Source organism: Pigmentiphaga sp. NML080357 (assembly GCF_002188465.1).
Classification (GTDB): domain Bacteria; phylum Pseudomonadota; class Gammaproteobacteria; order Burkholderiales; family Burkholderiaceae_B; genus Pigmentiphaga.
In genome coordinates, this window is the sequence record NZ_NINW01000008.1 from 89994 (window position 1) to 103167 (window position 13174).

The 13174-nt window shown below is 66.4% G+C and carries 9 protein-coding genes; 7 read left to right on the plus strand and 2 right to left on the minus strand.

Annotation, left to right across the window (positions count from 1 at the left end):
* Window positions 1–55 precede the first annotated feature (55 nt).
* From leuS to CDO44_RS02430, 7 genes are all read left to right on the plus strand, one after another.
* Window positions 56–2716 carry a leucine--tRNA ligase gene (leuS, locus tag CDO44_RS02400; RefSeq protein WP_087778592.1) on the plus strand — a complete coding sequence of 887 codons (2661 nt, stop codon included), beginning with the start codon at window positions 56–58 and terminating at the stop codon, window positions 2714–2716.
* Between the two features lie 5 nt (window positions 2717–2721).
* A complete protein-coding gene (gene lptE, locus CDO44_RS02405) occupies window positions 2722–3261 on the plus strand; it encodes an LPS assembly lipoprotein LptE (protein WP_087778593.1) in 540 nt (179 codons plus the stop codon).
* Between the two features lie 52 nt (window positions 3262–3313).
* Window positions 3314–4348: a DNA polymerase III subunit delta gene (gene holA, locus CDO44_RS02410; protein ID WP_087778594.1), complete on the plus strand. Its 1035-nt coding sequence runs from the start codon at window positions 3314–3316 to the stop codon at window positions 4346–4348.
* Window positions 4349–4382: 34 nt separating this feature from the next.
* The gene (locus tag CDO44_RS02415) at window positions 4383–5648 is read left to right on the plus strand and encodes a glutamate-5-semialdehyde dehydrogenase (RefSeq protein ID WP_087778595.1); all 1266 of its coding nucleotides are present in this window, start codon (window positions 4383–4385) and stop codon (window positions 5646–5648) included.
* A gap of 97 nt (window positions 5649–5745) precedes the next feature.
* Entirely contained in the window at window positions 5746–6168 is a 423-nt protein-coding gene (locus CDO44_RS02420) for a CopD family protein (protein WP_087778596.1), read from the plus strand.
* A gap of 11 nt (window positions 6169–6179) precedes the next feature.
* Window positions 6180–7781, plus strand: a complete 1602-nt coding sequence (locus CDO44_RS02425; RefSeq protein ID WP_087778597.1) for a class I SAM-dependent RNA methyltransferase — start codon at window positions 6180–6182, stop codon at window positions 7779–7781.
* A gap of 310 nt (window positions 7782–8091) precedes the next feature.
* The gene (locus CDO44_RS02430) at window positions 8092–8283 is read left to right on the plus strand and encodes a hypothetical protein (RefSeq protein ID WP_087778598.1); all 192 of its coding nucleotides are present in this window, start codon (window positions 8092–8094) and stop codon (window positions 8281–8283) included.
* Window positions 8284–8461: 178 nt separating this feature from the next.
* On the opposite strand, the gene adeC is transcribed toward CDO44_RS02430, so the two are convergent.
* A complete protein-coding gene (gene adeC, locus CDO44_RS02435; protein ID WP_304528362.1) occupies window positions 8462–9985 on the minus strand; it encodes an AdeC/AdeK/OprM family multidrug efflux complex outer membrane factor in 1524 nt (507 codons plus the stop codon).
* Window position 9986: 1 nt separating this feature from the next.
* Window positions 9987–13169 (minus strand): efflux RND transporter permease subunit, encoded by a 3183-nt coding sequence (locus CDO44_RS02440; RefSeq protein ID WP_087778600.1) that lies wholly within the window; start codon window positions 13167–13169, stop codon window positions 9987–9989.
* Window positions 13170–13174 lie beyond the last annotated feature (5 nt).

The window sequence follows — 13174 nt, forward strand, 5'->3', positions numbered from 1 at the left end:
CGCGGCCATGGGCGTCATCGCCGCGCCAGAATACCCTAGACCAGCCCCGGAACCCATGCAGGAACGCTACGCGCCGAACGAGATCGAATCCGCCGCCCAGAAGCACTGGGAGGCGACCAACGCCTACCTCACGGTAGAACACGCGAAGAACGCCGACGGCTCCGAAAAGCCCAAGTTCTACGCCTGCTCGATGCTGCCCTACCCCAGCGGCAAGCTCCACATGGGACACGTGCGCAACTACACGATCAACGACGCCATGTACCGGCAGTTGCGCATGAAGGGCTACAACGTCTTGATGCCCATGGGCTGGGATGCCTTCGGCATGCCGGCCGAGAATGCCGCCATCAAGTCCAAGGTGCCGCCCGCCAAATGGACCTACGACAACATCGCCTACATGAAGAAGCAGATGAAGGCGATGGGGCTGGGCATCGACTGGTCGCGCGAAATGGCCGCCTGCGACCCGAAGTACTACAAATGGAACCAGTGGCTGTTCCTGAAGATGCTGGAAAAGGGCATCGCCTATCGCAAGACCCAAGTGGTGAACTGGGACCCGGTCGACCAGACCGTGCTCGCCAATGAGCAGGTCATCGACGGCCGCGGCTGGCGCTCGGGCGCGCTGGTGGAAAAGCGCGAGATTCCCGGCTATTACCTGCGAATCACCGAATACGCCGACGAGTTGCTGGAAGAGGTCAAGAACAACCTGACCGGCTGGCCCGAGCGCGTGCGCCTGATGCAGGAGCACTGGATAGGCAAGAGCGAAGGCACGCGCTTTGCCTTCACTCACGACATCCGCGATGCCTCGGGCCAATTGATCCAGGACGGGCGCATGTACGTCTTCACGACGCGCGCCGACACCATCATGGGCGTCACGTTCTGTGCCGTCGCCCCCGAACATCCGCTGGCCCTGCATGCCGCCGGGGGCGATCCCGCCCTGGCCGCCTTCATCGAGGAATGCCGCAAGGGCGGCGTGACCGAGGCCGAGCTGGCCACGCGCGACAAGGAGGGCCTGCCGACGGGGCTGACCGTGGAGCACCCGCTCACCGGCGAGGCCATACCGGTCTGGGTCGGCAACTACGTACTCATGAGCTACGGCGAAGGCGCCGTCATGGGCGTGCCCGCCCACGACGAGCGCGACTTCGCGTTTGCGAAGAAGTACGGCCTGCCCATCAAGCAGGTCATCGCCGCCGACGGCCAGGCCTTCTCCACCGACGCCTGGCAGGAATGGTACGGCGACAAGCAGGTGGCCCGCACGGTCAACTCGGGCAAGTACGACGGACTCTCCCACCAGGAGGCCGTCGACGCGATCGCAGCGGACCTGGCGGCCAAGGGCCTGGGCGAGAAGCGCACCACCTTCCGCCTGCGCGACTGGGGCATCTCGCGCCAGCGCTACTGGGGCACGCCCATTCCCATCATCCATTGCGATGCGTGCGGCCCGGTGCCGGTGCCCGAGAAGGACCTGCCTGTCGTGCTGCCCGAGGACCTGATCCCGGACGGCAGCGGCAACCCTCTGGCCAGGAGCGAAGCCTTCCTGAAGTGCACGTGCCCGCAATGCGGCAAGCCGGCCCGGCGCGAGACGGACACGATGGACACCTTCGTGGACTCGTCCTGGTACTTCATGCGCTATACCTCGCCGGGCAACGATGCCGCGATGGTGGACGAGCGCAACGACTACTGGATGCCGATGGACCAGTACATCGGCGGCATCGAGCATGCCGTGCTGCACCTGCTGTACGCGCGCTTCTGGACCAAGGTGATGCGCGACATGGGCCTGGTCAAGTTCGGCGAACCCTTCGTCAAGCTGCTGACCCAGGGCATGGTGCTCAACCACATCTATTTCCGCAAGAACGAGAAAGGCGGCATCGAATACTTCTGGCCCGAGGAGGTCGAGAACGTCTACGACGCCAAGGGCGCGATCGTGGGCGCCAAGCTCAAGGCCGACGGCTCGCCGATCGAGTACGGCGGCGTGGGCACCATGTCGAAGTCCAAGAACAACGGCGTGGATCCGCAGTCCCTGATCGACACGCAGGGCGCGGACACCGCCCGCCTGTTCGTGATGTTCGCCAGCCCGCCGGAGCAGACCCTGGAATGGTCCGGCTCCGGCGTGGACGGCGCCCACCGCTTCCTGCGCCGGCTGTGGAGCTTCTGCCATGCCAACCGCGACCGCATCCACGGCGCGCTCGGCCGCCCAGCGCCCGCCGACTGGTCGGCCGCCAGCCAGGCAATCAAGACGCTGCGCCGCGACGTCCATGCCATCCTCAAGCAGGCCGACTACGATTACCAGCGGATCCAGTACAACACGGTCGTGTCGGCGTGCATGAAGCTGCTCAATACGCTGGAAGACGCCAAGCTGGAAGGCGAGCTGGGCGATGCCGCGCTGGCCGAGGGCACTCGCATCCTGCTGTCCATCCTCTACCCCATCGTGCCGCATGTCACATGGCAGGCCTGGCGCGACCTGGGTTATGCCGAGCAGCACGGCGACCTGCTCGACGCCGCCTGGCCCCAGGTGGACGAAGCCGCCCTGATCACCGACGAGATCGAGCTCATGCTCCAGGTCAACGGCAAGCTGCGCGGATCCCTGTCGGTGCCCAGCAGCGCCGACAAGGCCGCCATCGAAGGATTGGCGGTCGCCCACGAGGCCGTCGCCAAATTCCTGGAAGGACGGCCGGTCAAACGGGTTATCGTTGTACCGGGCAAGCTCGTCAACGTTGTGGGGTAGAGGGCATGAAACCGTCGTCCTTTTCGTCTTTTGCCGGCAAGCGGCGTCGCCTGCTGCTTCAGGCCGCAATGGCTGGCGGCCTGGGGCTGCTCGCAGGCTGCGGTTTCGCGCTGCGCGGCACGGCCGACCTGCCGTTCTCGACGCTCTACGTCAGCGCGAGCGACACCTCCGAACTCGGCGCCCAATTGCGCCGGTACGTGCGCAACACGACCAATACCCGCATCGTCGAGGACCCCAAGACGGCGGAAGCGCAATTGCAGATTCTGCAGGAAACGCAGGAACGCAGCATCCTGTCGCTCGACGCCTCCGGCCGCGTCCGGGAATTCGAACTGCGCTACCTGTTCGCGTTCCGCGTCCACGACGGCAAGGGCCAGGACTATATTCCGCCGACCACCATCGCGCTCAAGCGCGACCTGACCTTCAGCGACGCCAACGTGCTGGCCAAGGATTCCGAAGCAAGCCTGCTGTATCGCGACATGCAGAACGAAGCCGTCCAGCAGGTGTTGCGCCGGATGGCCGCCGTCGAGTCGAAGCAGCCCAGTTGATGAACCCCGGGAAGCGCTCTCCCCTCGGCGGCTTTCGGCCGGGAGAACCGTCATGAAACAATTGCGCCCGGAACAGCTCATTGCCCAGTTGCAGCGGAGCGGCGGACAACTGGAGCCGCTTTATACGGTTACCGGCGACGAGCCCTTGCTCGTCATCGAGGCGTGCGACGCGTTACGCGCGGCGGCGACGGCGGGAGGGTATACCGAGCGCGAGACTGTCGTGGCGGATGCGCGCAGCGACTGGAATGCGCTGCTGAGCGCCTCGCAATCGATCTCGCTGTTCGGCGAGCGCAGGCTGCTGGAGTTGAAAATCCCGACGGGCAAGCCGGGCAAGACCGGTGGCGAGGTCATCGCGCGGCTGGCCCGGCAGGCGCCGGGCCAGCAAGGCGACAGCGTCACGGTGGTGATGCTGCCCAAGCTCGACAAGACTACGCGTTCGTCGGCCTGGTTCTCGGCGCTGGCCGAACACGGAGTCGTGGTGGACGTGCCGACCATCGAGCGGCCGATGCTGCCAGGCTGGATAGGCGAGCGGCTGGCGCGGCAGAAGCAGCGCGCCGCAGCCGAAGTGCTGCAATGGCTGGCCGACCGCGTCGAAGGCAATCTGCTCGCCGCGCACCAGGAAATCCTGAAGCTTGGCCTGCTCTACCCCGAAGGCGCGTTGACGCTGGAGCAGGTGCAGGACGCCGTGATGAACGTAGCGCGCTATGACGTGTTCAAGCTGCGCGATGCGATGCTGGCCGGCGACGCGCAGCGCGTCGTGAGACTGATCGAAGGCCTGCGCGCCGAGGGCGAAGCCCTTCCCCTGGTGCTGTGGGCGGTAGGCGAGGAAATCAGGCTGCTGGCGCGCCTCTCCCAGGCTGCCCAGCAAGGGCAGAGCGTGCCGGCGCTGATGCGCACCCTGCGTTTCTTCGGCTCGCACGAGCAGTTGGCCAACCAGGCGCTCAAGCGCGTTCCGCCGCAGGCGTGGACCGCCGCCGTGCACCACGCCCATGAAGTGGACAAGATCATCAAGGGTTTGCGCGTCCCCGGACGCCTGCCGGATCCTTGGCACGAAATCACGCGCCTTGCGCTCAGGCTCGCGGCCTGAGCGCAAGGCCGACTCTCTTCGCAGTTCATACGGAATGGATAACCTGAATCTCGACGAAACCATGCGCCAGCTCGGCGCCCGCGCCCGCGCCGCCGCCCGGCAGGTGGCCCGCGCCGACGACCGCGCGAAAGCGGCCGCGCTGCGAGCCATGGCAGCCGGCCTGCGCGACCGCAAAGACTGGCTGCAGGCGGAAAACGCCAAGGACCTCGACGCGGCGCGCAAGAACGGACTGGAATCGGCCCTGGTCGACCGGTTGACGCTATCGGACAAGGCGCTCGGACTGATGGCGACCGGCCTGGAGCAGATTGCCGCCATGCCGGACCCGGTGGGCGAGCTGACCGAAACCCGGCTGCGGCCGAACGGCATGCAGATCGCGCGCATGCGAGTGCCGCTGGGCGTCATCGCCATCGTCTACGAGTCGCGTCCGAACGTCACCATCGACGCGGCCGCGCTCTGCCTGAAGTCCGGCAACGCCAGCATACTGCGCGGCGGCTCGGAGGCCATTCATTCCAATACCGCGCTCGGCCGCATCGTGCGCGAAGGGCTGGAGGCCGCCGGCCTGCCGGCCGATGCCGTGCAGGTCGTCGAGACCACCGACCGCGCGGCGGTGGGCAAGCTGGCGACCCTGACCGAATACGTCGACGTCATCGTTCCCCGCGGCGGCAAGGGCTTGATCAAGCGCCTGTCCGAAGAAGCCCGCGTGCCGGTGATCAAGCACCTGGACGGCATCTGCCACGTCTATGTGGACCGCGACGCCGATCTCGCCAAGGCGCATACCATCGCCTTCAATGCCAAGACCTACCGCTACGGCATCTGCGGAGCGATGGAAACGCTGCTGGTGCATGCGGAGGTCGCGTCCGCATTCCTGCCGCCCATGGGCCGCGCCTTTGCCGAGCACGGCGTCGAGCTGCGGGGCTGCGAACGCACGCTGGCACTCGTGCCGCAGGCCGTGCCGGCTGCCGAGGAAGACTGGGGCACCGAGTACCTCGGCCCCGTTCTCTCTGTGAAAGTGGTCGATGACCTCGACCAGGCCATCGGCCACATCGAGACCTACGGGTCGCAGCATACCGATTCGATCGTGACCGAGAACCTGGCGGCCGCCCGTCGCTTCCAGCGCGAAGTGGATTCCAGCTCGGTCTATGTCAACCTGCCCACATGCTTTGCCGACGGCTACGAATATGGCCTGGGAGCCGAAATCGGCATCTCGACCAACAAGCTGCACGCGCGTGGACCGGTGGGCCTGGAAGGATTGACCACGCTGAAATGGGTATTGACCGGCGACGGCCAGACGCGCGGCTGAAGCGCCGCCTCCAGGCGGCGGGACAGGCGGCCACGGCCCATGTCCCGCCGCGATATCGCCGCGCACGCGGCTTGCATGATCTGACGAGGAACCGCTCATGCTGTGGGTGAAAGCTTTTCATATCGTATTCGTCGCTTCCTGGTTCGCCGGGTTGTTCTACCTGCCGCGGATCTACGTCAATCTGGCGCAGGAAACGAATGCCGCCGCCGCCACGCGCCTGCTGGGCATGGCGCGCCGGCTGTTCCGCTTCACCACCATGCTGGCGGTGCCGGCCGTGCTGCTGGGCCTGTGGCTGTACCTGGGCTATGGTATAGGCCGGGGCGCGGGCAACGGCTGGATGCATGCCAAGCTGGCCGTCGTCGTGCTGGTGATCGGATACCACCACGCCTGTGGCAGCCTGCTGCGCAAGTTCGAAGCCGGCCGCAATACCCGGTCGCACGTGTTCTACCGCTGGTTCAACGAGGTCCCCGTGGTGCTGCTGCTGGCCGCCACGATCTTCGTTGTCGTCAAACCTTTCTGATCGCCCTGACCTTGTCCGATAATTCCGAGCGCAAGAAAAAGACGCTATCCCTCCCCGCCGGCGAGCGGCCGCGACGCGCCGCCGAAGACGCCCGCGATGCCGACCGGCGCGTCCGTTCGGGCCCGCGTGCCCATCGCGTGGCGCGGGCCGCGCTTGAAAGCGGCAAGCAGCAGCCTCCCGCAACGGAACGCCAACCCGAGGCGCCCAATCGCCGCAGCCGCAATGAGCCTCCGGCTGACCGGCCCGCGGGGCGGCGCGAACCGCGGGGCGAACCGGGGCACGATGCCAGAGGCCGATCCGAGCGCCCGCCTCGTGCGCTCCCCCGTGTAGAGACCGCCCCCCGGCCGGCCCGGAAGTCCGCCGAAGACGAAACCAGGAGCCGGCCTGCCCGTGTCCGGCGGGAATCCGTGGCTCGGCGCCCGGCCGCCGAGCCGGACCTCGGACGGCGCGCCGCGCCGGCACACGCCGAGAACTTCACGATGTTTGCTCCGTGCCCGCAAGGGCTCGAGCATGCACTGGTGGACGAGCTCCATGGCCTGGGCTTCGACGATGCCCATCCCGGCCGCGCCGGCGCCCACTTCACCGCGGACTGGACTGGCATGATGCGCGCGAATCTCGAATCGCGGCTGGCCACTCGCATCCTGGTACGCGTCGCCCATGGTTCCGTGCGCGACGAAGACGACCTGCTGGCCCTTGCCCGGGCCACGCCCTGGGAGCGCTGGTTCGGTGGCGAACGCACCTTGCGCGTGGACACCTCGGCCGTGCGCAGCCCCATGAAAAGCCTGCAGTTCTGCAACCTGCGCGTCAAGGACGGCATCTGCGACCGGCTGCGCGACCTGGAGGGAGAGCGCCCCAGCATCGACACCGTCCGGCCCGACGCGCGCGTCCACGCGTTCCTGGACGAAACCAGCGCCACGCTCTACCTCGACACCTCGGGAGAGTCCCTGTTCAAGCGCGGCTGGCGATTGGACAAGGGCGAGGCGCCATTGCGGGAGAACCTCGCCGCGGGCCTGCTGGCCCTCTCCGGCTGGCCCGCAGACGTGCCGGTCATCGATCCGTTCTGCGGCAGCGGCACCATCCTGATCGAAGCCGCGCTCAAGGCATTGAACGTACCGCCCGGCATCTCGCGCCCGTTCGGCTTCGAGCGCCTGCGCGATCACCCCGAGCGGCGCTGGCGCGATCTCAAGGACGACGCGCGGACCCGCATCCTGCCGGAATTGCCCATGCAGCTGGCCGGGGCCGATATCGACCCGCGCGCGATCGACGCCGCCCGCGAGAATGCCCATCGCGCGGGCCTGACCGAGGAAGCGGTCTATTTCGAGGTGGCGGACGCGCGGGATACCTGCCCGCTAAACGAACGCGCAGGCTGGCTGATCACCAATCCGCCCTACGGTGAACGCCTGGATCTCGAGGAAGACAAGCGACTCTGGTCCGAATGGGCGACGACCCTGAAGCGCGAGTTCGGCGGCTGGCAGCTCCACGTCATTACCACTGACCTCGAACTCCCCAAAAAACTGCGACTCGATCCGTTCCGGCGCACGCCGGTCTACAACGGCGCCCTGGAATGCCGGCTGTTCGGCTTCCAGCTGGTCAAGGGCAGCTTCCGCCGCTGAGGCCCCCGGGGCGGCACGGTGCCGCCCTTCTTCGGCCTACGGCTACACACCGACGTTCCTCCCCGACGCCCCGGCGCTACCGGCCCCGCCGTGCGGAAGCGCGGCCGCAGCGCGCCCCCTTGCTGCGCAAATGATGGATTCACGTCATATTTTCCCAATGACCGGGCTCGAAATGATGCGACGCAACAACAGGATGCACATTCGCACGTCCAGACCGACCAAAGGCTTGCCATATCCTGGGGTTTCCCCTAATATAGGGTTAACACTTAGGTAATTCCACCTAGGCAACCACAGTGAAAGGGATCCAGCCATGAAATACGTTCAAGACAGCAAGTTGACCGACACGCTCGAACGCGAGCTGATCCGTGGCGAACTGGCCAACGAATTCGAACAACCCCGTCCGTTCACGGCTCTGCGCAACGCAGCCACCCAGATTCTCGGCCTGATCGCCGATCTGAAGAGCGCCGCTCGCCGCTACAACGTTCAGTACGCCAACGGCTGATCGACCATGGCCCGCGCCATGCAAGGGCGTCCCCGTCCAGCGGGAGACGCCCTTTGTTTTATGGCGGCATGCTAGCGGCGCCGGGAGACCGAAAAACAACATCCCCATGCCGCCGCTGCCGGCCGCATGGGGATGCTCGCAAGATGAATGGCAAGGGGGCGCCGCGCGGCGCCCTTTTTTATTGCACGGCAGGCACCGCCGCCCCGGCGGAAGCGAGGGTATTTTCTTCCCACCCTCCCCCAAGCGACTTGTACAGGCCCACCAGGTTGTTCAAGCGCTGCGTGCGCGCCTGCAACAGGCCCTGCTCGGCGGTGAACAGCTCGCGCTGGGCATCCAACAGTTGAAGATAACTGTCCACACCATTCCGGTAGCGCAGGTCCGACAACTCCAGGCTGCGGCGGGAAGCGTCCACCAATAGCTGCTGAGCCTGGATCTGCCGATCGAAAGTGCTCTTGGCGTCGAGCGCGTCGGCAACCTCGCGGAATGCCGTCTGGATGGTCTGCTCGTACTGGGCCACGGCGATGTTCTTGCGGGCTTCGGCCAGATCGCGGTTGGCGCGGTTGCGGCCGCCGTCGAAGATCGGCAGGCTGATCTGCGGCGCGAAGTTCCACGCCAGCGAACCGCTGTCGAACAAGCCGGACAACTGGCTGCTCGCCGTTCCGAAAGCGCCCGTCAACGCAATGCGCGGGAAAAAAGCGGCCCGCGCGGCGCCGATGTTGGCATTGGCGCTGCGCAACTGCTGCTCGGCCGCGCGGATATCGGGCCGGCGCTCGATCAGGTCGGAGGTCAGGCCCACCGGCACATCCGCCAGCAACGCCTGCGCGTCCAGCGGACGCGGCGGCGGAAGATCGGCCGGCAAGGGTTGCCCGATCAGCAGCACGATCGCGTTGGTGGCCTGGGCGCGATTGCGCTCGGCAATGGCCTGTTCCGACAGCGCGCTTTGAACCAGCGACTCGGCCTGCTGCAGTTCCAGCTCCGAAGCCGCGCCGGCGTCGTAGCGCATCTTGATCAGGTTGTACGAATCCTGCCGCGTCTTCAGCGTGCGCTGCGCGAGCGCGAGCAGCTCGTCGCTGGACCGCTCGTTCAGGTAGGCGTTGGCGAGCTGGGCGACCAGGCTGATCTGCGTGCTGCGGCGGGTTTCCTCGCTGGCCAGGTACTGCGCCAGCGCCGCTTCGCTCAGGCTGCGGACACGGCCGAACAGGTCCAGCTCGAACGCGGTCACGCCGAGGTTGACCTGGTATTGGCTGCCTATGGTCTGCTGGCGCGACGGCGAAAGATCGGCCGGTGTCCGCTGGCGGGTGCCATTGGCGTTGGCGTTGACCCCCGGGAACCGGTCCGCCCGCGTCACCCCGTATTGCGCCCGCGCCGCCTCGATGTTGAGCACGGCCACGCGCAGGTCGCGGTTGTTCTCCAGCGCCAGGCCGATCAGCCGCTGCAGCCGTTCGTCGCCGAAGAACTGCCTCCAGCCGATGTCGGCCGCGGCCGGCTGCGAGCCCGCCGGGGCAGCGCCATGGGCGGAGAAATCCGCCTCCACCGGCGCCGCCGGGCGCTCATAGGTCGGGATCAGCGAGCATCCGCTCAACAAGGCGGCGACAGCCACCGCCACGAGTTTCTTGCTCACGCCGGCGCCGCCGGCCAGCCTGGCGGGGCTGGCCGCCGCCCTGGAGGGCAGCGAACGCATTGCGCGTGGAAGTCGTTTCATATCAATTTCCTTCATGCTTGACCGCTCCCGCCGTGCCGGCATCGCCCTTCTTCGGCTCGTCGTCATGATGCCCCATGACGTGCAGCGATTCGGGCTTGGTCTTGAACAGCCTGAGCACCACCACGAAGAACACCGGCACCAGGAACACCGCCAGCAGCGTGGCGGAGATCATGCCGCCCATCACGCCCGTACCGATGGCACGCTGCGCGCCCGAGCTCGCGCCGGTGGCGATGGCCAGGGGCAGCACGCCCAGGATGAACGCCAGCGACGTCATCACGATGGGGCGGAAGCGCAGGCGGGCCGCTTCGATGGTCGCTTCGGCCAGGCCCTTGCCTTCGGCGTAGAGGTCCTTGGCGAACTCGACGATCAGGATCGCGTTCTTGGCCGACAAGCCGATGATGGTGATCAGGCCCACCTTGAAGAATACGTCGTTGGGCATGCCCACCAGCGTGACCGCCAGCACCGCGCCCAGGATCCCCAGCGGCACCACCAGGATCACCGAGAACGGAATCGACCAGCTCTCGTACAGCGCCGCGAGCACCAGGAACACCACTAGCAGCGACAGCGTCAGCAGGATGGGCACCTGGGCGCCGGACACACGCTCTTGGAGCGATTGTCCCGTCCACTCGTAGCCGATACCCGGAGGCAGTTCCTGCACCAGCCGCTCCATTTCCGCCATTGCTTCGCCGGTACTGAAGCCCGGCTTGGCATCGCCCGAGATCTTGTAGGCCGGGTAGCCGTTGTAGCGGATCACCTGCACGGGCCCCTTGTCCCATTCGGAGGTGGCGAACGCCGAGAACGGCACCAGCCCGCCGCTGGCGTTGGCTGCGTAAAGGCGCAGCAGGTCGTCCGGCGACATGCGGTCCTGGGCTTCGGCCTGCACGACCACGCGCTGGACGCGGCCGACGTTGATGAAGTCATTGACCACGGCCGAGCCCACCGAGGTGGAAAGCGCCGTACGAATCGAATCGAACGACACGCCCAGGGCGTTGGCCTTTTCACGGTCGATCAGCAGGCGCAGTTGCGGCGCGTCTTCCAGGCCTTCGACCCGAGCGTAGGCGATCACCGGGCTCTTGGCGACCGCGCCCAGCAACTGGTCGCGGGCATCGCGCAGGGCATTGTGGCCCAGGCCGCCGCGGTCCTGCAGACGGAACGTGAAGCCAGTCGCGTTGCCCAGTTCGGGAATGGCCGGCGGCACGATCGAGAACACCATGGCGTCCTTGACGCGCGCGAAGAAACTTCCGTTGGCGCGCGAAGCCTCTGCCTGCGCCGACTCGTCCGCGCCGCGCTCGGACCAGTCCTTGAGCGTGGCGAACGACAGCGCCGCATTCTGGCCCATGCCCGAGAAGCTGAAGCCCATGATCGTGATGATGGACTTCACCGACGGACGCTCGCGATAGTGCGCCTCCATGGTCTCCACGGCTTCGCGCGTCCGGTTGGCCGAGGCGCCGGGCGGAGTCTGGATGTCGGTGATCACATAGCCCTGGTCTTCCGCCGGCAGGAACGACGATGGCAGGCGCAGGAAGGTATAACCCAGGACCACCAGGATCGCGAGATAGATGACCATGTAGCGCCCGGTCTTGGCCAGGATGCGTCCCACCCAGTTCTGATAGCCGTCCGCGGTGCGGTTGAAGCTGCGGTTGAACCAGCCGAAGAAACCCTTCTTGTCATGATGGGCGCCCTTCGGAATGGGCTTGAGCAGCGTGGCGCACAGGGCCGGCGTCAGGGACAGAGCCAGGAAGCCCGAGAACATGATGGACGTCGCCATGGCCAGCGAGAACTGCCGGTAGATCACCCCGACCGATCCGCTCATGAAGGCCAGCGGCAGGAACACGGCTGCCAGCACCAGCGTGATGCCGATGATGGCGCCGCTGATCTGCCCCATGGCCTTGCGCGTGGCTTCCTTGGGCGGCAGGCCCTCTTCCACCATGATCCGCTCGACGTTCTCCACCACCACGATGGCATCGTCCACCAGGATACCGATCACCAGCACCATGCCGAACATGGTCAGCACGTTGATCGAGAATCCGGCGACCAGCATGCACGCGAACGAGCCCATCAGGCAGATCGGCACGACGATGGAGGGAATCAGCGTATAGCGGAAGTTCTGCAGGAACAGGAACATCACCAGGAACACCAGCACCATGGCCTCGACCAGGGTATGGAGCACCTTCTCGATCGACGCCTTTACAAAGGGCGAGGTGTCGTACGGGATGTCGTATTTGTAGTCGGACGGGAAATAGGCCGCCAGTTCCTCCATCTTGGCCTTGACGCCCTCGGCCGCCGACAGCGCGTTCGCGCCCGGGGCCAGCTGAACCGCCACGGCGGCGGTCGGCTTGCCGTTCAGGCGCGACGAGAACATGTAGGTCTCGGCGCCGACCTCGATGCGCGCCACATCGCGCAGGCGCACGGAAGAACCGTCCGGATTGGCGCGCAGCACGATGTTGCCGAACTCTTCCGGCGTGGCGAGCTGGCCGCGCACCGAGATGGTGGCGGTGATCTGCTGGTCCGGCAGGTTGGGTTGGTCGCCGATGGCGCCCGCGGGCAGCTGCACGTTCTGGCCCGCAATGGCGGCATTGACGTCCGCCGCGGACAGCTTGAAGCCCACCAGCTTGGCCGGATCGATCCAGACGCGCATGGCGCGCTGCGATGCGAACAATTGCGCCCGGCCCACGCCGGGGATGCGGCGGATTTCACTCAGCACGTTGCGGGTCAGGTAGTCGCCCAGGCCCACTGCGTCGGTGCTCCCGCTCTCGGAGGACAGGGTCAGCACCAGCAGGAAGTTGGTGCTGGCCTTCTCCACCCGCAGGCCTTGCTGCAGCACGGTCTGCGGCAGGCGGGACTCGACCCGCTTGATGCGGTTCTGCACGTCCACCGCAGCGAGGTCGGGATCGACGCCCGGCGCGAAGGTGATGTCGATTTCGGCGCGGCCGAAGTTGCTCTGCGACTCGAAGTACAACATGCCTTGCGCGCCGTTGAGCTCGTCCTCGATCAGGCTGGTGATCGACTGGGCCACCGTTTCGGCGGACGCGCCGGGGTAGGTCGCCGACACCGAAATGACCGGAGGCGCCACCGCCGGGTACTGCGACACGGGCAGGTTGGGAATGGCCAGGACGCCCGCCAGGATGATGAACAGCGCGACCACCCAGGCAAAAATCGGCCTGTTAATGAAAAATTGCGACATGTCTG